A 22,750-nucleotide genomic window follows, 5' to 3' on the forward strand; every position below is an offset into this window, starting at 1 on the left:
TCTGCGATGATAGTAGAAGTGGAAATCATTCTAATTAAGATACTCCTTCATATCACTTTTTTGACGGCGAAGAATAGAGAGCGCTTTATGTTCAAGCTGGCGAATTCTTTCTCTACTTAAGTTAAGGCGATCACCAACTTGAGTTAAGCTCAGTTGATGATCATTTTCTAACCCAAAACGTAGAGTTAGTATTTCTCGTTGTATAGGGGGTAGGGATGCCAGCAGATTATTCAAATCAAGGCGCAACAGTTCCTTGGTGAGCCGTTCGTCTGAGGAAATGCTCTCATCAGGTAAGATATCCAATAGCTCAGTGTCTTGATTGTCTCCCACACGCAAATCCAGGGAAACTGGCTGCTTCGAGACACTGAGATATTCTCGAACCTGGTTAGGCTTTAAATTTAATTCTTCAGCAATTTCGGTGACAGTAGGATAGCGACCAAGCTTTTGAAAGCTTTCTCGCTGTACTTTTTTAATTTTATTAAGTCTTTCAGTTAGATGAGTTGGCAATCGAATAGTACGAGATTTTTCTGCAATTGCACGTGTGATTTCCTGACGAATCCACCAATAAGCATACGTTGATAGTTTGTAGCCTTTGTTAGGGTCGAACTTCTCTACCCCTTTTTGCAAACCGAGTGTACCTTCCTGAATTAAATCGAGGAATTCTAAATTGTGGTTCTGGTATTTCTTAGCAATAGAAACTACTAGCCGCAGGTTCGCTGTCACCATTTTCTGTTTAGCCTTTTGGCCTTGTTGAACGATTGACTCTACTTCAGCTTCGGTTTGCCCAAGCGAGGTAGCTAATTCTCTTGTGGTTGGTTCTCGATTTAGTTGAAGTGAGATCGCTTGCCGTTGCTGCTCAATCGTCATCATCTGCTGCAACGCCCTTGCGTTTGTAATTTCTTGCTCAGGAGTTAGCAGAGGGTAGCGTCCGATTTCTTTGAGGTAAGAGCGAACTAAGTCAGTAGTTGGGCTGGGCATACTTTCAATTAATTGTAACGACTACTTTTATTTTTCGTTTGAATATAAATTTTTATTTCAAGGATTAGCTAGCAAATTAAATCTTAACCCCAATGCTTATCTTTGGGAAACAAGTTTATAACTATAATACTTGAAATCTTCAAATAGGTAAATACTAAAATCTGCTTTATTTTATAACCAAGCTTTAAAAAGACAGAGAAATTTGGCTAAATTAAATTATAGAGACGCTACGCTAAATTTTGAGTGAAGTCCTCTCTTCAAGAGAGGAGATGTTCAAATTCACTTCACATTTGAACAAGGCTTAAGAACCCTTTGCGTAGATTAGATGAAAATTACAACTACTTAGTTAAGAAATAATCATGGATATACAATCTCTACTCACTTTGGCAATCGTAGCTATCTTTTGGGCATTTGTTAGTCTCGTTATGTTCCAGTTCATTAACGGACTATTTGTATCGGCTGCTTACACTAATAATGTGGTTTCGGTTAGCAATCTAAATATAGCCACTTCTACAATCCCATCAGTATCAGAAGTAATCACAACACAAACTCTGACTTTTGAAAAATTATCAGATCCTTGGATGTTAGAGGATGAAATTGTTCATCGTACAAGCAATGAAGGGGAAAGGTTAAAGGGAAAAGGGGAAAGGGAAAGAGAAAATTCCATCCTTTCCCCTTTACCCCTTCCCCTTTAACCTACTTCTGAAAGAAGTCCATTGAGATTGCTGCCTCCAGTGAAAGAAATTTCACCACGACCAAAACGTACTACTCGTTCAAGTAAAGCTAACAATGCTGCCAACAAGTCACCGAAAACTAAACAGGCTGATGAAAAGTCTTCAGGCAAGCGCAAGCCAGGCAGACCGCGTAAAGCTGGCTAATTCGCTTTTTAAGCCTCGGCTGATCACCGAAGAATAAATATCTGAACGTTCAAAGGTTTAAATGAGGCTAATGAAGAAGGTTAAAGGGGAAAGGGGAAGGGGAAAGGGAACCAATAACTTAAAAGCTCTTGTTCCAAATAAAGACGCTGCTAAGTTCTCGCACTACGTGTCTCAAAAATCTTCTTTTTTGTTCTCCACAATTAGGACAGGGGCTTTCTACCTTGTGGGGAAAAGTTCTAGATTCTGTGCCCTTTCCCCCTTCCCCCTTTCCCTTTTCCCCTTCTTGGTAATTGCCTCATTTATTAGTAAGAGGAAGGCTTCGCCATAGCAAAAGTGAAAAAATAATATTGTGAGTGATGCAATGGTACAGCAACTTTTCACTCAAGATTCTTTATTCGATTTGCAAACAGTAATCGATTATGGGCAGTCAGTTATTAATGTTGCCCAAGAGCTTGCAAAAGTTTTAATAGATAATCGCCCTCTCTCTACGAAAACTGTTCAAGCTCAGATGAATCGCTATTTTCTAGGCACTGCTGCGTCCGGTGCGTGGCAGTGGAAAGACGCTTACGAAGCAGTGGAAGTAGCACAAATATTATATCTGCGCCAAAAAGGTTACAAGCTTTTATTAGAGTCGCCGCTAACAGTATTATTGGAATTGGAGAAGTTAGTAGCCCTCTGCCCAACCCAAACACGGCGCAGTGAAGAGTCAGTACAGCTTCAGCAATTCTCGACACCGTTACCATTGGCTTATCTCGTAGCCAAAGCAGCATTTATAAAGGCTGATGATTTAATGCTGGAGCCATCAGCCGGAACTGGTCTATTGGCACAAATGGCTAAACTGCACAGTGCAAGTCTGATGCTCAACGAGCTTGCACCCGATAGAACGAAGATTCTGCGGCGATTATTCCCTGGCACACCACTATTCTCAGTAAACGCGGAACAGATTAACGACTATCTGGTTGGCAAGACTCAGCCCTCAGTTGTGCTGATGAATCCACCTTTCTCCGCATCTCCCAAAATCAACAGTCGCAACCCCGACGCAACTCCTCGCCACATCAACTCGGCATTGCAAAGACTGGCTGACGGTGGACGGCTCGTAACAATCACAGCCAACTGGTTCTCTCCCAATAATCCTACTTGGCGAGAGACTTTTGTTAGGTGGCACTCAGAAGCACGAGTTCTACTGTCTGTAGGAGTCAGTGGCAAGGTGTACTCAAAACATGGGACAACTATCGACACTCGGATTACAGTGATCGACAAAGTTCCGGCTGATAATCACAGGCAAATCCCCTGTATTCCCGAAACCTTGGACTTGCCCGAACTGCTGGCGTTGATTGAGCAGTTGCCACAGCGATCTTCGTGGGAACGCTCAGAAAAAGTCAAAGCTGCTGCGAAGGCAATTGTTGTTCAATTGCCATTCCGTACTACAGTTGCACAACCAGAAACAGTTTCCTCTCTTCCAGACGACATAGTAGTGTTGGAATACGAAGTCGTCGAATGGTCTGCTACAGAAGGACTCAAAGATACTTTATATGAAACCTATCGCCCACAAAGAATCCGGATCAAGGACGCTTTACCTCATCCGTCGCTACTCTGTGAGAGTGCAGCCCTAGCGCTTGTCTCGCCACCACCACCCACTTACAAACCGCATCTCCCGCGAAACATTGTCTCACAAGGATTGTTATCTGAAGCACAAATTGAAAGCGTTATTTACGCAGGTCAGGCGCATTGTGAATTTCTGTCTGGGTCTTATATTGTGGATGATTCATGGGATAACGTGACTGTTGCGGCTCAGGGCGAAGAAAACGCTGTTAGATTTCGCCGTGGCTGGTTTCTTGGCGATGGGACGGGTGCCGGGAAAGGAAGACAGTGTGCGGGAATCATCCTCGACAACTGGTGTCAGGGGCGGCAAAAAGCAATCTGGGTATCCAAAAGTTCTGCCTTAATTGAAGATGCCCGTAGAGACTGGTGTGCTTTAGGAGGTGATGCAAAGGACATTATCGACCTAAGCAACATCAAACTTGGCGACCCCATCCCTTTCACCCAAGGTATTCTCTTCTGCACGTACTCAACTCTACGCTCTCAAAAGAACGGTAAAAGTCGGCTCAAGCAAATCGTTGAGTGGGCAGGTAAGTACTTTGAGGGAGCGATTGCCTACGACGAGTGCCACAGCATGGGCAATGCAATGGCACAAGAGGGCAAACTTGGTATGGTTGCAGCATCCCAGCAAGGTATTGTTGGGCTGCGGTTGCAAAACGCACTGCCATCAGCACGGGTTATCTATGTTTCTGCAACTGGTGCTACTATTGTCTCAAATCTCTCATACGCCAATCGCCTGGGACTTTGGCAGACTGGAGATTTTCCGTTTACCTCCCGTGAGGATTTTGTGGAATCCATTGAGGGCGGTGGTATCGCTGCGATGGAAATCGTAGCCAGGGATCTCAAGGCTTTGGGACTGTATCTGGCGCGGAGCCTTTCGTTTATCAGATATATAAAAGATTCTACTAATTTAAAAGTGTTGGTACTTGCTACTTAGCCAAATTTAGATGCGTATATTTGAGTGTACTAGCGATAGGTAGTGACCTTTGAATACTAAATCACTAGTATTCCTAATATTAGGAAGCTTTGTTTTAAGCAATTGAATTAGGGTTTAATAACTAATGCAATGTCAACAATTGTCGCAATCTCAAAAATCTAAATTTCTTCAACAAATAACTTTTCTTACAAAAAGTTTAGAAAAGGTAAATTTTATGAATGATGAAGAGCAAAAAGCAATTATAAATAATTTACATGAGTTTATGGATGACACAAGAATTTCTAGCTTGTTAAAAAAAGAGTATGAGCGTATTCACAATCAATTAAAAGTCGGGCATAAACCTCCATTTTCTTGGGATTTAAATACAAGGAATGATTTAGATAAAGATATTAAGCAATATATTAATTTAGTCCGTCTTTGTATTGAAGCTGAAGGGCAATATATTGACGATTTGCTTGAAAAGCCTTCCAATTATGCTAAAGATATGTTGAGATTTTGGGGAGTTGAAGTACCTTTTTACCAAAGCTCTCCCAGGCTTCAATATATAGAAGATCACATTAAGATGCTTAAACGATTAGTGCAAAAGCCTAAGATGATGAGCCAAGTTGGGTTTCAGCCTCATATAGTGCAACCTTATATTCTACACATCGTCAAAGAGCTAGAAAATTTACAAGATTTGTAGAATTATTAAGTTACAACCTATTACAAATATTGGCTTTTTATTATCTATCTCTTATGAGATAGATACTTTTATTTTAGATTTGGATATTTATTATTTAGATAAATTCCTTTTGCGAATTAAACGTATTTATATTTGTAAAAATTCAATCTTAATGGTAAAATGCTATTTAAATAGTCTTGTTTAATTTCAAACTATTTTTATATATGTTTAAAGAAAAAATTTATTTATATTCTATTTCTATTACTTCATCAACTTCAATGATCTTTGTCTATTTTTAATTCTATATTTTCCTCTTCTAATGATCTGTGCATATTGGCAATTAGATTATTTACATTATTACTATCTTCCATCGCATCTAAAGTGAGCCTTACATCTTTTTGATGTTTTTCTATTTCATCTATAAGATTTTTTAAAAAAGATGAGGCTTCTTTAAGTCTCTTCGCTGTTTCACTAAGCTTGTCTTTTTCTTCCTGTGTCAATTTTGGGTTTTTTAATTGCTCTTGGATATTTTGCAGTTCATATTCTGTTCTTGTTACACATATTAAAAGCTCTTTTTTATTTCCAGGTTCTATTAAAGAAAATTTAGTTGCAAGAAAATGAGCCAAATTTCTTTCAGCTTCTGATAAAGAAATATAATTACTTTTCTCATCCATATAGATAATAATCTCCTTACTACAACAATCGACAATATAAAATTTAGTGCTAGCTACATTAAATTTTAATAACTAATATATAAACCGATAATCTAATTAATGATCTAAGTATAATTTAATCTTTTTAGCTAAGAGTTCTTCCATATCATCTCGTTTGGTTATAACATCTTTTATTTTGTTATGAAGGCGTATTTTCTGCATTTCATCTAAAATGTTTGCTGAATTATTAATATTTCCTATCATACTTTCTATTCCTAAACGTACCTGCCTATCAATAATATCTATATCTTCTAAAAAAACTTTTTCTGAACTATTAACTTTTGTTTTAATAATATGAAGTATTTCAAGCGCTCTGAGATATTCATAAAGGGCTGGTAAGCACAAATAAACTTTATCAGGTCGTTGTTCAGAATTATATTTTAATTGTTCTGCATACGTAAATGCTATCTGGTACTCTAACCATTTTAAATCTCTTATAATGCTACTGAACTTTGCTTCGACCAAGCTTTGTAGTTTTTCATTATCTATTTCTTCTGTAACATTTTTAGTTATATCTTTCTTAAAATTTTCCTTTTCTTTGTCATCAAGCCAAACAGCTTTTGCAAATAAATATGTAGTAAAACCGCCTATAACTGTCAGTAAAAAATTTAGAGTATTTTGCCCATTACTAACAAAATTTTGTTGTTGCTCACTTATAGTATTTATTTTTTGTTCTAAAATTTGTACTTGTCTATCTATTTTTTCATTAGAATTATTTAAATTATCATTGCTTTGTTTTTCTAAAGTTATCGTGGACTCTTGAGTTATATTTTTGAAATTTTCTTGGTTTGAACTATTAGAGGATAACTTATCTGCATGAACAGGTGTAATAATACCATTTACCCAAAAGTGTAATAGTAAAATTAATCCTGGAAGCCAAGTAATAAAAAGTCCTATTTTTGGAATAAAATGCTGTAGCTGTGACCAAGATAAAGATTGATTTATATCTTTACTAATTTGCCTTGCCTGATTTTTATTTTCAGCGTTCTGGGATTTCATAGATACTAATGTGCTTTTAAAAAACTAAGTTTTTACTTACATATATTAAAACTATTTTCTATTCATAGCAGTGTTTATTACTGCTAAGTTCACTAAAATTTTTATTTATCAGATTCATCTATTTGCATAAGTTTTTCCAAAAGTTCTAGTTCTTCAACCATTGCTCTACGAATACGAGCAATCATATAGCAAGCTGTATTTTTATTAACTCCCACATTCTCAGCAAGTTTACGCGCACTTGTACTTTTTGGAGATTTTATCACAAGGCGAATTGCTACAAACCATTTTTCTAAATCTACATAAGTTTTGTGAAAAAGAGTACCTACTGTAACGCTGTATGAAGTGAAACATTCATTGCAATGATATCTACGCTCAGATTTATATGCAGTAGCATTTATTGAACCACAGTATGGACACCTCGGCGTGCCACCCCAGCGAATCTGCTCAAGTAAATTAAGATAATATTCTTGATTCAGTGACATTGTTATTCTCAGAACTCTGAGACTAACAATGTCAAAAATTACTCTTCAATTTAGTTTAGTCTTTATGAAGTATGAAACTAAAAGTTTATACAATTATTTCTTCATGTCTATAGCTCTAGCTAATCACTTACAGCCACCCTTCCCAAGCTTCCAGTTGAGCCTTCTGCGTCCTCCAGTCCGGCATAACGCATGAGAGAGCTTCCCAAAAAACATCGCCATGATTGCGGTGCAGCAAGTGAACAATCTCATAGACTACTACGTACTCCAAGACTGACAAAGGCGCATCAATTAACTGCCAATTGATGCGGATCACTCCATCTTTTCCGCAGGTTCCCCAAACTCGCTTTTGCTCTGAAAGCTTGACAGGTGGTAACTGAACACCCAACTTACGGGCATAAACTTTGGTAAAGTGCTGAATATCCTGCCAAGCGCGATCGCGTTTCCAATTAGTTAGTGCTTGCTCAATAGCATCTTCTCTTTTACCCCCAGCCAACTGGTGTGGTACTTGAATGTAAAAGCGGCTTCTGCAAGCGATAGTAACCTGTTCTACATCGGCTGACTCTCTCGATACATGGGCATACGCTGAGGTCGCATATTTAACCTCGCAACAATCGCCTCATGCGACCACTTTTCAGCACTGGGGACAGGCGCGGCGGAACAAGTACCCTCTTGATCTGCTTTAATTTCTCCACCCGAAATTGAATTTTCAACTAACAACGGAGTGGAATTACTTTGTTCTGCTTGCCCCTGTGTTTGATTAGCGGTCGCTGAACACACAAACTTCAACAGAAATCTTGTGTTAAAGCCCGTAAAAGTCCATACTGAAGCTGTATATAAGATAACCCTTTGCTTTTATAAGCCTAGCCATGCCCCAAGACTTCTCTCGCCAGAATCTCAGAGGTAGTTCATTCAAAGGTCAAGACTTGACTGGTGCAAACTTTAGTCACGCAGATATTCGAGGGACAGATTTTAGTGGGGCTAATTTGAGAGGAGCAAACTTTAGTCATGCAAAAGCTGGGTTACAGAAGCGATGGACAATTGGTTTAGTGCTTATTTCATGTCTAATGTCAGCACTATCAGGTTTTTTCTCTGCATACGTAGGTTATTCAATATTATTTTTTGATGTTAGTGTTTTTTCTTTAACTTCACTTCTAATATTTTGGTTGCTCACTTTTTACCGAGGTACATTAATAGGTTTTAGCTATGTGGCTTTCGCTTTTGCTGTCTCCATTGGTTTAGCTGTTTTCTTCGCCTTTGTTAAAGTTAAAAATGCTCCCTTTATTGGAGCTTTTGTCGGAACTGTTGTTGTCGCTGGGGGCTTATCCGTTGCTTTGTCCAGTGCTTTCTTGGCAACCTCAGCTATCTCTAAGTTCAAAAGTTATCTGATTGCTGGAACCATATCTATCACTGTAGCTGGAACCTTAGCTTTAAATGTTGCCAAAATTAACGCAGCTATCAGTTCTATTGCTGTTGCCTTTACTGTGGCTTTGCTTAGTTCGCATATTAGCTGGCGTGCTTTGAAGGGGGACAAGAACGACGCTTGGGTTCGTTCGTTTGCTATTGCTTTCTCAGCTATAGGAGGTACAAATTTTCAGGGTGCAGACTTAACAGGAACTAATTTCGCCAATGCCACGCTTAAAAATACAGATTTGAGAAGCGCAATCTTAACTCGCACTTGTTTTCAGAAATCTGAAGGACTTAATGATGTTCGTCCTGGAAAAAGTTACCTTTATAACCCAGAAATACGTCAAGTATTGGTTAATGGGCAGGGACAGAGTAAGAACTTTGACCGTCAAGACTTACGTGGAGTTAACCTCAAAGGAGCAAACCTAACAGATGCCAGCTTCGTCGGTACAGAATTGAGCCATGCTAACCTACAAGAAGCAGATTTATCCAGAGCCAAGCTAGTACAAACCCAACTAAATGGTACTGACTTTACAGGTGCAACTCTCACAGGTGCATACATCGAAGATTGGAACATTACCACTAATACAAAATTTGATGGAGTTTGCTGTGAGTACGTTTATATGCGTCTGCCCACTACAGACAACCCCGACCCGCACCGTAAACCAGATAACAGGCACGAAGTGTTTGCTCCGGGTGAGTTTGGAGATTTTATCAAGCCAATCTTCGACACCCTCGACCTTTACCATAGCCAAGGTGTTGATCCAAGAGCGATCGCAATTTCGTTTAAGCAGCTAGCCGAGAATCACCCCGATGCTGAATTAGAAATAGTGGCAATGGAAAAACGGGGGCAGGATAAGTTTCTGCTTCGTGCCAAAACCGCAGCAACGGCTGACAAATCTGAACTGAGTGCAGAGTATTTCACTACCTATAATCAGCTAAAAGCTTTGGCAGAACAAGAAGTTAAAGCACTTATCGCTGAGAAGGATGGCAGAATTGCTGATTTACAGAATATGGTAGTGACAGCACTACAACGCCCTAGCTTTTATTCAAATGTTGAACAGGTAGGTTTTATGACAAACAATCCCGGTGGCTTTTCAGTTGGCGGTTCAGTTGGCGGTAACGTTAACAACGTCCAAGGTGATAATAACCGTGCAGTACAAGGAGACAATAATCAGGCTGTCCTTGGTGACAGTAATCAAGTAACACAGCAAAATCAAGTGGGTGCAGATACAGCACAATCGCTTACTAAAGAAGATGTTGTCAAGTTATTGGCTCAACTTGAAACTTTAATTAAAGGAGCAGAACTACCAGCCAACACCAAAGAAGAAATAGTTGAAGATTTGAGTGCTGCTAAGAAAGCCACAGACAAAGAAGATCCAAACAAACAACGTGCATTAGAACGTTTAACAGGTGTGGCAGAAACGCTGGAAAAAACTAGCAAGAGTGTAGAGGCAGGTCAGAAAATCTGGATAACAGCCAAGCCGATTATTGTAAAAGTTGCAAGTTGGCTAGGAGCGGGGGCCGGTTCTCACCTGTTGGGGTTGTAGAACTGCTTTATGACTCAGCCACCTTTCGATAACTCTAATCAACAAAATCCTGATTTTAATTTATCCTCTTTTCAAGAGGATAATGGACTCTTACATGAAAATAAATTAGATGGCAATCAAAATCAAGCTCTTCAAGGAAATAACAACAAATCTGTTCAAGGTAATGCCAACACAGTTAATCAGGGAAACAATCATTTGAGCAATATTGAGTCTAACCCAATTTATAACTTTGGGCAAATAAATATTAGTTCAAATAGTACATCTAATTCTCAGCCCTTTATATCTAAATCACAACATATAGGTAATAAATCTAAGGCTGAATTTGTACTTACAGGTAGTATCGATTCGATTAATGAGACTAAACTTAAGGTTATTGTTGAACATTTACGTAAACTTGCTAAGGATCTAGATATAACAATTATTAAAGTTGAAGAAGGTAGTATAAAAATTATCTTTGAAGGTTCTCCCGAAGGTATTAAAAGGCTTCAAGAGTTAGTAAAATCAGGAAGATTAACTGAACTGTCAGATTTTCCTATTGAAGATTTTCACTTAATAGCTGCTGATTTTTCAGGGCAAAATCTGAGAGGTCGGTCTTTTAAAGGACAAAACCTTGAAGGTGCAGATTTTAGTTATGCAGATATCAAAGGTACAAATTTCACTAATGCTAATTTAAAAAATGCTAACTTTAGTTATACAAAAACTGGCTTAAATGCTCGTTGGGCTATTTTCTTTCCAATTGTCTTATTATTATTTTTAGGATTTTTAAGTTTCTTTGCATATATAGCTAATTATTTAATTCTATTAATAACTTCACATAGTTTAGATCCTATAATTATAGCTTGTACTACTCTTGTTTTACTGGCTACTTTCTTTATTTCTACAATATCTAAAGGGTTAGAAGCTGGACTAAAAATATTTGCTATTGTTGGAGCTATAGCTGTTATATTTTCTGCTGGAATTAAACCTGTACCAGCTTTTACCGGAGCAGCAACTGGAGTTTTAATCGTAGCTGTTGCAATATTAGGTTCTGTCGCAGTAGCAGGAACTATTGCAGCTTTTAATAAGGCTACAGCTATTATTATTTCCATATTTATAATCATAGCCGTCCTTATATTTGTACTTACATCCTACCTTAAATTTATATCTACTACATTTGGAATAATATTCATAAGTATAGCTACAATTATTGTTATATGTGTAGCATTATTTAATATTTATATAGGAAATCAAGCAATAAAAGGAAATAAGAAATACTCTTGGATTTATAATATTGCTATTGCTTTAACAGCTATAGGAGGGACAAGTTTTCGTAATTCTGATTTGACTAATTCTAGCTTTACCAATGCTGTACTCAAAAATGCAGATTTTAGAAATGCCAACTTAACCCGTACTAATTTCTATCTAGTAAAAATGCTAGATTATGCTCAAGTTGAAAAAACTTACCTTCAAAATCCTCAAATACGTAATTTATTAGTAACAGGACAAGGAAGTAATGAAAACTTCGACTATAAAAACTTACGTGGACTTAACCTAAAAGGAGCCAGTCTTATAGATGCCAGTTTCATCGGTGCAGACTTGAGCGAAGCTGACCTACAAGACGCAGACTTATCCAGAGCAAAGCTAGTACAAACTCAACTCGATGGTACTGACTTTACAGGGGCAATTCTCACAGGCGCATTCATTGAAGATTGGAACATTACCACCGATACCAAGTTCGACGGAGTGCGGTGCGAGTACGTTTATATGCGCCTGCCCACATTAGATAACCCAGATCCTCACCGTAAACCAGACAACAGGCAGGAAGTATTTGCAGATGGGGAATTTGGAGATTTCATCAAGCCAATCTTCGATACCCTTGACTTGTACCATAACCAAGGAGTTGACCCCAGAGCGATCGCAATTTCCTTTAAGCAGCTAGCCGAAAATCACCCAGAAGCAGATTTGCGGATTGTGGGAATGGAAGTGCGAGGCGAAGATAAGTTTTTGCTTCGTGCAAAAACAGCAGCTATGGCTGATAAGTCTGAACTGAGCGCAGAATATTTTGACACTTATAATCAGATAAAAGGTTTGCCGGAGCGAGAGATTAAATTACTGCTAGCAGAAAAAGATAATCAAATCCGCAGATTAGAAAACATGGTGATGACAGCCTTAGAACGTCCTAGCTTTTATTCAAACGTTGAGCAGGTAGGTTTTATGACAAACAATCCCGGTGGCTTTTCAGTTGGTGGTTCAGTTGATGGCGATATTAATAATGTTCAGGGTGAAAATAACCAACAAAGGGTAAGTAATAAAAGTTCTAGTTTTAACTTACAAGGCGCTCAATTCGCTGGTGGTCTAGTCAACGCTGACACCGTAAACGCGCACCAAATCGGGGGCAACATCACCAATTACTCCACTGAACAAAAGCAGAATCTCGCAGAAGCCGCAGCAGAGATTCAGCAGTTGCTCAACCAACTGAGCCAGTCATACCCCACTGCAACGACATCGCAGAAAATGACTGTGGTAGCTAGGGCTGTAGACGAGATTGAAAATAACCCAACATTGAAAGTGCGAGTAATTGGAGCATTGAAGACTGGAGGGACTGAAGCATTTAAGGAGTTAATCGACCATCCCTTAGTGAATATTCTGTTGGCTTCAATTGAAGGATGGCAGGAGGCGGAGTAGTTTGTTGGTTACAGATGAAGCAGAGGGGTTAGCTCAAGATGGCGAATGAGGATCATTTGACAATACTGAGGAAAGGGGTAGAGGTTTGGAATAAATGGAGGAAAGAAAATTCTGAGATGAGGATAGACCTTACTGGGGCTAACCTCAGTAAGGTAGACCTCAGCGAATTTGACCTCAGTAGAACTGACCTTGCTAAGGCTAATCTTAGTGAAGCTGAACTATTCAAAACTGAGCTTGTTGAAGCTGACCTCAGTGAGGCAAACCTCGTTAAGGCACATATTATTAGGACTGAACTTTTGGAAGCTAACCTTAGTAAAGCTAACCTCAGTGAATCTGATGTGAGCTTGGCAGATATACGGTGGGCTAACCTTAGTGGTGCTAATCTCAGCAAAGCTTATTTTGGTGCAGCAGACCTGAGTGGAGCAGACCTGAGTGGAGCAGACCTGAGTGAAGCAGACCTGAGTGAAATTCGAGCAATAGAAACAAATTTCACCGCAGCCAAACTTACAGGTGTTTGTCTTCAAGATTGGAATATTAACAGTGCTACAAATTTGACTGGTGTAAATTGTGACTATGTTTATCTGCAAAAGAAAAAACGAGAACGTCGTCCCATTAGCGGCATATTTGCTCCTGAAGAATTCACCAAACTGTTCCAAAAATCCCTAGAAACAGTTGACCTAATCTTCCGCAACGGCATCGACTGGAATGCTTTCGCCTACTCCTTCAAAAAGCTAGAAGTCGAAAACCAAGGCGCTCAACTAGATGTCCAAAGTATTGAGAAGAAAGGCGATGGCATTCTCGTCGTCCGAGTAGCTGTTACCCCTGATGCAGATAAGGCCAAAATCCACAGCGAGTTCATGCAAGGCTATGAATTTGCGGCTAAGGCATTAGAGGCGCAATACCAAGCAAGACTGGAGGATAAGGATACCCTAATTTCCAAACAGGAAGCACAAATTAACCGCCTGTTTGACATAGTAGAACAGCAAGGGTCAGTTCAAAAAGCATTGGCAGAAAATCCGAGGAAAGTTTCTAACTACAATATGCAAAATCCGCAGTTTGCAAGTGGCATAGTAGATGCTAACAATGTTGATGCAGACCAGATAGGTGGTAACATTCAGAACAACGACGCTTAAGAACGCTCAAGCTAAACCCATGCCCGATTCAGAAGACCCAAAGCAAGTCTCCAAGAACGACTTACGCAATTCCCAGTTTGGCGGTGGGTTTATCAACGCTGACACAGTGAACCCTGGGCAAATTGGCGGCGACATCTATAACATTCACCTTGGGCAGCAGACAGCAGCATCAGGTAATTCAGTTCAATTGCAGAACCAAAGAGAGCGATCGCAACAAGAAAGAAATTCACTCGAAAAAGCTTACACCCTTCAAAGCCAGAAAGTTGCCAATCTACGAACAGCGTTAGTAATTGAAACAGATGTAACACGCAAGTTCCAATACGAACACCAGCTTCAGTCAGAGGAACGCATACTTAAGGAGCTTGGTGACAAGTTGGATGCAATTGAACAACAGTTACAAGCCAGTAATTTTCCTCACAGTAAACAGGAATTAGCACAATCACAGAATCTTGATTGGCGTAGGGTTTGCACCGCAATGCTGGAAAGTCAGCAGGAGGCTGCAAAACTTAGATGCAAAGCAACAGAACAAGGTTTTGAAATTAACGTTTTTGTTCCGTTGGGGTTGGTGGAACGCAAACAGCAACAACGCCGGCAGTTAAATGAACAACCAGACAGAGAAAATGTCTATGAGTTAACCCAAGAATTCATTGTCAAAACCTATAAACATTACACTTTTCTTCGGGAAGTAATTGCTCAACAGCCAACAGTAAATAATAAGCATATTGCAATTATCGGTGAACCAGGAGCAGGTAAGACTACTTTATTGAGTACCATTGCTTCCTTTGTTAAAGATAAAACTCAAGATTTACCAATCTGTATTTCTCTCTCCAATTTACAGGGAAGAACTATCGAGGAATATTTACTCAAACAATGGCTTCCTGAAGCGATAAGATTATTTAAATCCAATGTCGTCGTCACGTCGGCAATTGAAAGTCAATTAATCGAGTGTTTTGGTAAAAGTGGAGTTTGGCTACTATTAGATGGCGTGGATGAAATGGGTGATAAGTCATCTGTACAAATATTAGCCAAAATTAATAAAGAACTGACAGCATCTCTAAGACAGGCGCGGGTAGTGTTAACTTGTCGGTTAAATGTTTGGGATGCTCAGATTAATAATACACTCGTAGGATTTGATACTTATAAAACCCAAGAGTTTAAACAAGAACAAATTGATGACTTTATTCAGCAGTGGTTTGAGTGCGCTGGTAATTTACTAAAAGGGAATACACTACAGGCAAAATTAAAAGAAACTAAACATGGAAATATTCGTAAATTAGTGACAAATCCTCTACGTTTGTCGCTGTTATGTCAAACTTTCAATTTAAATAAGCAGGGAGAACTACCAGAAACGAAAGCCGCATTTTATAAGAGATTTACACGCTATTTATATGAATGGAAGTCAAATTTATTTCCTGAGTTATATAACTCTGATAATTTAAAAGATGAGTTACACCACGCCTTAAGCAAATTAGCCTTTGCAGGTATTAATACTCAAACTAGATTTCGCTTAACCAAGAGTTTAGCCCGTCAAGAAATGGGTGAAAAACTGTTTAGATTAGCCTGTGATAGTTTTTGGCTGGTATTAGTAGACAGAGTAGCTGAAACTGATGAAGAAGTTTATGCTTTTTTTCACCCTAATTTTCAAGAATATTTTGCAGCCTTAAATGTTAATGATTGGCAGCAAGATTTTTTTCATCATGTTCCTGGTAAGCCAACAAAAGGAACTTATCGCATATTTGAACCACATTGGAAAGAGGTAATTTTGCTGTGGTTGGGTAGAGAGGATATAAAAAAGGAAGAAAAGGAAGAATTTATTCAATCGCTAATTGCGTTTAATGATGGTTGTGAAAATTTTTATCAGTGTCAAGCATATTGTCTAGCGGTTGAAGGGATTGCTGAGTTTAAAGACTCTCTTCAGGCAGATAGAATTATAGATAAACTTATCGATTGGGCATTTAATGCTGAATATACTTCGATAAGACAACTTGTAAAAGGAGCTTTGAATAACTCTGATCGTACTAGAGCAATTAAAAGAATAACTCTTCAACTTGCTTCTGATAAACATACATTTTCTTATGAAATGGCTAGATTTTTGCAGTATATTGATCCTGGTAATCAAGAAGCTCAGATCGCAATCAGTCATGAAGAACTTTATCGTCAATCAGAACGCAAAAAGGGCGAACAAAAAGGAAGTTTTATCACTCTAGAGGCTTTAGAAGAGCTTTGGAAGTATAGAGAGGATTTATATAAAGAAGAGGAATCTGCTTTATATCAAGAAAACAATCAAAGTTCAGTATTTTTTGAATCCATAAAAATACAACAAGAAGTGGAAAGGTTAAAGTATTATCTCAGGGAGGATATTCTAGAAAAAATATTCAATCAGAATGGATCAGACTACTTTGACATTGCTTGGGAAAATACTTGGTGCTATGCCCAATCTATTCCTTATCCAGACTTCTATAGTGCATGGCATCAAGGGAATGACAAAGCAGTAGAGCTTAACTATCTTGACTTACCCCAACGCTTGCAAGCTGCAATTGATAATGACTCTCAACTTAGCCAAAATATTCACTTAATTTGTGTCGATAACAGTAAATTTATCAACCCAGATAAGCCAGCTAGCAAAATTTACACTGCAATAGTTAAAGCTGGTTGTCCTAAATGTCTAGATGGTACACCAAAAAGCATGATGGAATTGCAAACCTATTGGGATTTGCTAGAAACTGACAAGCAGGTGGTTTTATTATTTTACTCAGGCACAACCAATATTACAGGTGGAGTGACATATAGCAATACATTTCTCAACAGCATCAGCAGATTTGAAGGAAAAATTTGTTTTATTAGCGACCTCATACCAAACTGCAACACCCTTCAAGTCTTTACACCTAACCAGTCAGTTGATGAAATTCTAGAATGGTTGCGGTGTAGTTGATTGTATCTCTCAGCGTGTCGGGGGACACTACCGCTTCATCCACAAACTGCTGCAAGACCACTCCGCCCTAAAGTTTAGGCGGGATTGAGCGAGATTTTGCACCTGTTGACTTACAACATAGTGGTGATTATATTTACAATGATAACCGCTTAAAACTGCCCAAATCGAACTATGTCAGACTCAGAAGACCCAAAGCAAGCCACCAATAACCACTTATCTAACTCTCAGTTTGGTGGTGGTTTAATTAATGCTGAGTCTGTCAATGCTGAACGAATCGGTGGAGATGTCTACAATATCTACTTTGGAAAGCAACAGGCAGCATCAGATAGTCCAGCCCCATCACCAAATCAAAAACAGCGATCGCAATCCCAAAGAGATGTACTAGAAAAAACTTACATAATCCAAAGCCAGAAAGTAGCTAGTATAATAAACGCATGGGTAATTGAGACAGATCCATCCCGCAAGTTTCAATATGAACAACAGCTTCAGGAAGAAGAACGCATACTCAAGGAGCTTGGTAAAAAGCTAGATGCAATTGAACAACAGTTACAAGCTACAAGAAATTATACACAAGGACATGAGCATAATCAAAAATTAAGTAAGGAAGCAGATTCTTATTTTGAGCCGCCAGAGCCGGATAACGAAAATACTTCTACTGATATGACTGCGGATATGATCGAGAAACTGAAAAAGTTGAAACCTGAAGCAATTGTCAATTCTTGTAGTACTCATCAAGAGGCACTTTCATTAGTTAATGATTTGTGGTTTGAAGGAACGAAAATAGCTAAGAAAGGACGACTTTCAGAAGCTGTATTTTTACTCGAATTTGGTATTGCTATTGCTAAGATTATTGACAATATTATTCTATGGCTAGCAATCGACAAAGATTTAGAATTTATAAAAGCTAAACTACATTAGCAAAGCTGTAGAGATAAATTAAAAGTGTTAGCTCAAGATAGTATTCAATTCATTGTCAACCTAACTTACAGGTGGCATAGTGGATACAAATACTGTTGACGCACAAAAAATAACTAGTAACATTTATAGCAATGACCCTCAAACCGCTTAACCCGACTCATGCCCGACTCCCAAGACCCAAAGCAAGTTAATAATAATGACTTACGTAATGCCCAGTTTGCTGGGGGTTTGGTTAATGCTGACAAGGTAATTGCTGGGCAGATTGGAGGCGATAATTACAATATTTACATTGGACAGCCTAGCGAAAAAGTACAAATTGACTGGCATCAAGTTAGCTCATTCCTTTTAAACGAACAGCAGCGACTCACCACAAATCCGCTAACATTGGGCGAGGGGATTACCTACCGAACCGAGCAGGTATATGTGCCATTGGGACTGGTAGAGCGGAAAAAGCAGAGTCGGCGAAGAGAGGATGTTTCACCAGAGAAAGGTTCGGAGCTTTACCGTGAAACAGAAATTACCCAAATGTTTGAGAATAAGCAGTTTCTAGAGCAGGTACTTAGAGATAGACAAAGCCCTAAAAGTCAGGGAAGACGCATTGCGATTATTGGAGAACCAGGGACGGGTAAAACAACCTTATTGCAGCAGATTGCTCAATGGGTATCTAAGGAGATAGAACAGTCGATTGTGATTTGGGTGTCTCTGGCTGAGTTGCGATCGCGTGAACTGGAATCATATTTGCTAGAGGTATGGTTGCAAGCGGTAGCCCGGCAAACTGGACAAGCCCAAGCATCTATCCAAGTTCAAGATGATTTTGTGGCTCAGTTTAACCAGGGGTTGGTGTGGCTGTTGCTGGATGGCGCTGATGAAATGCAAACGACTATAGGAAATCCTTTAGGAGAGATTGAGCAGCAAATCCGCACGGGAACTTTACTACAAAAGGCGCAGATTGTACTTTCTTGTCGTTTAAATCTTTGGGACGGTGGCGGGAACACCCTGGATTCCTTTGATAACTATCGCACCTTGGAGTTTTCCTATCCTCAGCAAGTAGAGGAGTTTATTAGCAATTGGTTCAGTTCCCTACCATCAGCAGAAACGCAGACAGGACAACAGTTGTATGTGGCGTTAAGGGAACCAGAAAAGGAACGGATTCGAGATTTGGTAAAAAACCCGTTACGGCTGACACTGCTGTGTTTCAACTGGTATTTGGGCGAAGGGAATTTACCAGAAACAAAAGCGGATTTGTACGAGCAGTTTGTAACGGATTTTTATGAGTGGAAGAAGGGGCTGTTTGCAACTACAGGAGAGCAACGTAGACGATTGAATGAAGCTTTGGGAGAGTTGGCGCGGGAGGCTATTGATAAGGAAGAAACAAGGTTTCGACTGCGGCAAGAATTTGTCTGTAAATATCTGGGTGAACCAGATGATGCAGATTCATTGTTTGAGTTGGCGTTGCGTTTGGGATGGTTGAATAAAGTAGGAGTAGAGGAGAAGAATCCAAGGAAAGCTGTGTATGCGTTTTTTCACCCAACCTTTCAGGAGTATTTTGCTGCGTTAGCGATTGATGATTGGCATTATTTTTTGAATCACGTTATTGAAAGCCCAAATCATCCAAAAGCAAGTTACCGAATTTTTGAAGCACAGTGGAGAGAAATATTCTTATTATGGTTAGGTCGTACTCATAAGCAAATATCTAATGGACAGAAAGAAGAGCTTATTAAAGCATTAATACAGTTTGAAGATGGATGCAAAGGATTTTATTCGTATAAAGCTTATTTTCTGGCTGGATTAGGTATTGCAGAATTTATAGATTGTAATTATGCTAGCGAAATTATCTCAAAGCTTGTTAAATGGAGCTTTGGTTACTCTAATAATCAAAGTAACAGTTGGAAAACATTTTTAGAACCAATTGTTGAAGCAACTATAGCTGTTTTAAAGCAAACTGAACGTAGAAAACTGCACAATATATTAATTTCCTTCATCCATAATGATTACATACCCCTAGAGGTTAAGTGTAAAGCAGCAGATATATTAGGTAGTATGAATTGTTGTACCAAGGAAGCAATTGACGCTATAACAAGGTTACTAAATTTTCAACTTGATAGTTGGGATCTATGTACTACTGCTAAAAGTTTAGTAAAGATTGACACCGGAAATATCAAGGCGATTGAAACTTTGATTAATCTCGTATTAGAAGATCCATATCCTCCTATTAATAATTTTGCTGCCAAAGCCTTAAAAGAAGTAAATACAGATAACTCAGAAATTATTAATTACCTCAGTGAAATGCTGTTTTTAGACTATTATCAGAATTCTTCAGATATGAAATTATCCGATATTGAAGCACAAAGATTCTGGGCTACTGAAAACTTACTAATAATTGCACCTGATAATCAAAAGGGTATTGAATGCTTATTTAAATTACTTTGTAAAGAACATTTTGAGCATGATTGGATTCGTATTAGTGGTATTGGTATATTACCTTCACTTAAAATTTGTAATCAAAAAATAATTGATATTTGTAATGAACTTTTGAAAATTGAAAGAGATACAATAAATCGTTGCTATATTGCTTGGGTTTTAGGAAAGGCTGAGACTGGGAACCAAAAGCCCATGCAAATTTTGCTAGAAATATTACAAAATAAAGATTTAAATAATTGCTGGCATTCTGTTAGCTGTTTAAAAGATATAGCAATTCAGAATAAAGTAGTTATTGATGCTCTTACCGAATTATTGAATAGATTAAATCGGAATAGTAGACCCGGTGGAATTATTGAATGGCTACGTTGGGGTACTGCTGAGGCTCTGGGTATAATAGACTTTGGTAATCCGAAAGCAATTGCGGTTTTGATTGAATTATTAAAATATAGTGAGGAATATAATCATGTAGCTGCTAAAAGCTTGAAGGATTCATTAACAGAAAATCAAATGTTTGATCTAGTGAATCAGCTTAAAGATAATCTAGAGCTAATTGATGAATATGGATATGAAAATAAAGAGCTTGACGGAATAATTGAAGAAGTTGAAAATGAGATTTTTTTAGATACAGGTAGAAATATTTACAAATTTTATAGTTCTAAATTTGAGGTACTTTGGCACTGTTCTCAAAACATGACTTATCCAAATTTTTTTAATGCTTTGTATAGCACTTCCAAAGAAAGTGTTTGAGAAGCTTAAAGGGTATAGGATAATTTTTGGGATGTTAACTTTGCTTGGACGATTACCTGTTTTAGAAACAGGAATTAACAGCTAAATAGGTTTCCATTTTTATCTGTTAAATCAGTACCATATAATTTTCGGTTCATGTCTCATTGTAGCTCACAAGCTAAACTTGATGCTTTTCAGACATCCACTGAGTTTCTGTATCCGCCCTGCTGTGCCTTTGAAATTGTAGCAATCGCCAGAAACTTTTGTTATCACTCCCCCGCCGGAAACCGCCGCATCATCTCTGCCAGTGCCACCGCCTCACCATCCGGTGTATACACAGCCTCACCCAACATTGCAATTACAATCCGCTTCTGCCTTGCCCACTCAAACCAATCCTTTACGGAAGATTTGATCTGTGCGGACTCCGTTTTTCTCTCCTCCTTACAAGCAACAACAAACACGGCTTCTGGTGAATTAACGCCAATCCTCGTTCGGGATGCTTCCTTCAAAGTCAGCGATCGCGCTACTCCTCCCACTTAAACAACACCCCATCCACACACGCAATCCTCCACAGCGGAAACTTCACCAGCACCTTTTTAATCACAATCTTCAAAGCCGGATCGTCGCTCCAACACTCTTGCAAGAAGTCCAACCCCGGATTCTGCTCCGAATTCGCCGCAACTTTGAGTTTCTGCATCCGCTCTAGTCGCAGATTTGACCTTGCTACAATCGCCTCATGTGACCATTTTTCAGCGTTGGTGACAGGCGCGGCGGAACTTTCACCCTCATCAACTGCTTTGATCTCTATACCCGAAACTGAATTTTCAGTCATTAACTCAGCAGAGGGGCGACTCGGTTCTATTTTCTGATCTGCGATCGCTGAAGTTGAAGGTTTTTCATTTTGTGCAACGGGCGCGGCGGAACAAGTACCTTCATGACAGCCTGGCTCAACACCGCAATCCTGGTTTTCAGCCAACAACGAAGTAGACTGATTCGGTGCAGTATCTACAAGCATCAGCGTCGTACAGTCCGTTACCGCAGGTAACTCTTCCTCCTTCTCTGACACGCCCTCGACAGACTGAGGCGAAGCGCCCCCCAAGGGCGCATGAGCCGTCTCCTCTTCATGCGAATTTCCTGTAAGCGTGTCAGAGATACACCTCACAATCTCTTTTGAAGAGATTGTGAGGTGTTTCTGAGTAGTTCGTGAGGGTTCACAGAACCCTTGCTCTAGCTGACTTTTATCTGAAATAGATGCTTTATACGAAGCACGCATTTCTTCAGAGCCAGTATCTTTTTCTGAATCCCCAGCATTTGGTTGCTGATTAAAAGAATTAGCTTTCTCCCAAAATTCCTTCATCCGGCTACCGTGCAAATTCTTCACCATCCAGCTAGCCGTTTCTCGGCCGTCTTGAATCGACTTGTCAGGCTTGAAAATGAACAACCCGCTTTCAGCTAGAATTTTCTTCGCAGAGATAAAAGTACTGTACCCCAAAGCAGAGGTTAAAGGCATCCATCGAGAACCGTAGGGGTCAGCCGTCCAACACTCCTGCCAGAGTTGCGTAACTGAAGGCTTTTGTTGCGATGTCCACAACATATCTTCTATGGGAATAATCACATGAAGCCTTTTATATGGGGATTGTGGTTTACTAGCAGCCTTTTTGAGCTTGGGTTTTGTAATAGTTGCGGTCATTTTACAATCTCCTATTTATGTTGACGCACGAAAATTTCCCTACAGCGATTGCAGAGTTTGGTTTG

The 22,750-nt window shown here is 39.1% G+C and carries 18 protein-coding genes; 9 read left to right on the top strand and 9 right to left on the bottom strand.

All coding sequences use genetic code 11. The features are described 5' to 3' along the window. Positions 1-30: 30 nt before the first annotated feature. Positions 31-978, bottom strand: coding sequence for an RpoD/SigA family RNA polymerase sigma factor (locus FD724_RS36785; RefSeq protein WP_179076581.1), 948 nt, complete (start codon positions 976-978; stop codon positions 31-33). Positions 979-1,337: 359 nt separating this feature from the next. Here FD724_RS36785 and FD724_RS36790 point away from each other — a divergent pair, with 359 nt between their 5' ends. Beyond that, positions 1,338-1,673, top strand: a complete 336-nt coding sequence (locus tag FD724_RS36790; protein WP_179076582.1) for a hypothetical protein — start codon at positions 1,338-1,340, stop codon at positions 1,671-1,673. Here the strand turns inward: FD724_RS36790 and FD724_RS36795 are convergent. After that, positions 1,670-1,822, bottom strand: coding sequence for a hypothetical protein (locus FD724_RS36795; protein WP_179076583.1), 153 nt, complete (start codon positions 1,820-1,822; stop codon positions 1,670-1,672). The genes FD724_RS36790 and FD724_RS36795 overlap by 4 nt on opposite strands. Positions 1,823-2,217: 395 nt before the next feature. Between FD724_RS36795 and FD724_RS36800 the strand changes: the two genes are divergently transcribed. Both FD724_RS36800 and FD724_RS36805 read left to right on the top strand, forming a co-directional pair. Next, positions 2,218-4,392 (top strand): strawberry notch-like NTP hydrolase domain-containing protein, encoded by a 2,175-nt coding sequence (locus FD724_RS36800; RefSeq protein WP_256874728.1) that lies wholly within the window; start codon positions 2,218-2,220, stop codon positions 4,390-4,392. A gap of 214 nt (positions 4,393-4,606) precedes the next feature. Further along, entirely contained in the window at positions 4,607-5,074 is a 468-nt protein-coding gene (locus tag FD724_RS36805; protein WP_179076584.1) for a hypothetical protein, read from the top strand. A 254-nt stretch (positions 5,075-5,328) separates the two neighbouring features. On the opposite strand, the gene FD724_RS36810 is transcribed toward FD724_RS36805, so the two are convergent. The 5 genes from FD724_RS36810 to FD724_RS36830 form a co-directional block, all read right to left on the bottom strand. Continuing rightward, positions 5,329-5,727 carry a hypothetical protein gene (locus FD724_RS36810; protein WP_179076585.1) on the bottom strand — a complete coding sequence of 133 codons (399 nt, stop codon included), beginning with the start codon at positions 5,725-5,727 and terminating at the stop codon, positions 5,329-5,331. 96 nt (positions 5,728-5,823) lie between these two features. Further along, entirely contained in the window at positions 5,824-6,765 is a 942-nt protein-coding gene (locus FD724_RS36815; protein ID WP_179076586.1) for a hypothetical protein, read from the bottom strand. Between the two features lie 101 nt (positions 6,766-6,866). Beyond that, positions 6,867-7,247, bottom strand: a complete 381-nt coding sequence (locus FD724_RS36820; RefSeq protein ID WP_179076587.1) for a transposase — start codon at positions 7,245-7,247, stop codon at positions 6,867-6,869. Between the two features lie 127 nt (positions 7,248-7,374). Next, positions 7,375-7,740 carry a M48 family metallopeptidase gene (locus FD724_RS36825; RefSeq protein ID WP_256874729.1) on the bottom strand — a complete coding sequence of 122 codons (366 nt, stop codon included), beginning with the start codon at positions 7,738-7,740 and terminating at the stop codon, positions 7,375-7,377. A 53-nt stretch (positions 7,741-7,793) separates the two neighbouring features. Beyond that, positions 7,794-8,024, bottom strand: coding sequence for a hypothetical protein (locus tag FD724_RS36830; protein ID WP_256874730.1), 231 nt, complete (start codon positions 8,022-8,024; stop codon positions 7,794-7,796). 89 nt (positions 8,025-8,113) lie between these two features. Here FD724_RS36830 and FD724_RS36835 point away from each other — a divergent pair, with 89 nt between their 5' ends. The 6 genes from FD724_RS36835 (at position 8,114) to FD724_RS36860 (ending at position 21,016) form a co-directional block, all read left to right on the top strand. Continuing rightward, positions 8,114-10,201 (top strand): pentapeptide repeat-containing protein, encoded by a 2,088-nt coding sequence (locus FD724_RS36835; protein WP_179076588.1) that lies wholly within the window; start codon positions 8,114-8,116, stop codon positions 10,199-10,201. 9 nt (positions 10,202-10,210) lie between these two features. Then, positions 10,211-12,865 (top strand): pentapeptide repeat-containing protein, encoded by a 2,655-nt coding sequence (locus tag FD724_RS36840; RefSeq protein WP_256874731.1) that lies wholly within the window; start codon positions 10,211-10,213, stop codon positions 12,863-12,865. 116 nt (positions 12,866-12,981) lie between these two features. Then, positions 12,982-13,998, top strand: a complete 1,017-nt coding sequence (locus tag FD724_RS36845) for a pentapeptide repeat-containing protein (protein ID WP_256874732.1) — start codon at positions 12,982-12,984, stop codon at positions 13,996-13,998. Further along, positions 13,970-16,930: an NACHT domain-containing NTPase gene (locus tag FD724_RS36850; RefSeq protein ID WP_179076590.1), complete on the top strand. Its 2,961-nt coding sequence runs from the start codon at positions 13,970-13,972 to the stop codon at positions 16,928-16,930. Before FD724_RS36845 ends, FD724_RS36850 begins: the two co-directional genes overlap by 29 nt. Positions 16,931-17,101: 171 nt before the next feature. Then, positions 17,102-17,848 (top strand): hypothetical protein, encoded by a 747-nt coding sequence (locus tag FD724_RS36855; protein WP_179076469.1) that lies wholly within the window; start codon positions 17,102-17,104, stop codon positions 17,846-17,848. A gap of 159 nt (positions 17,849-18,007) precedes the next feature. Next, positions 18,008-21,016 carry an NACHT domain-containing protein gene (locus FD724_RS36860; RefSeq protein WP_179076591.1) on the top strand — a complete coding sequence of 1,003 codons (3,009 nt, stop codon included), beginning with the start codon at positions 18,008-18,010 and terminating at the stop codon, positions 21,014-21,016. 248 nt (positions 21,017-21,264) lie between these two features. On the opposite strand, the gene FD724_RS36865 is transcribed toward FD724_RS36860, so the two are convergent. Both FD724_RS36865 and FD724_RS36870 read right to left on the bottom strand, forming a co-directional pair. Next, positions 21,265-21,531: a hypothetical protein gene (locus FD724_RS36865; RefSeq protein WP_179076470.1), complete on the bottom strand. Its 267-nt coding sequence runs from the start codon at positions 21,529-21,531 to the stop codon at positions 21,265-21,267. Further along, positions 21,519-22,685, bottom strand: a complete 1,167-nt coding sequence (locus FD724_RS36870) for a hypothetical protein (protein WP_179076592.1) — start codon at positions 22,683-22,685, stop codon at positions 21,519-21,521. The genes FD724_RS36865 and FD724_RS36870 overlap by 13 nt, the downstream gene beginning before the upstream one ends. Between the last annotated feature and the right edge of the window lie 65 nt (positions 22,686-22,750).

This window comes from Nostoc sp. C057, assembly GCF_013393925.1.
GTDB classification, from domain to species: Bacteria; Cyanobacteriota; Cyanobacteriia; order Cyanobacteriales; family Nostocaceae; genus Nostoc; species Nostoc muscorum_A.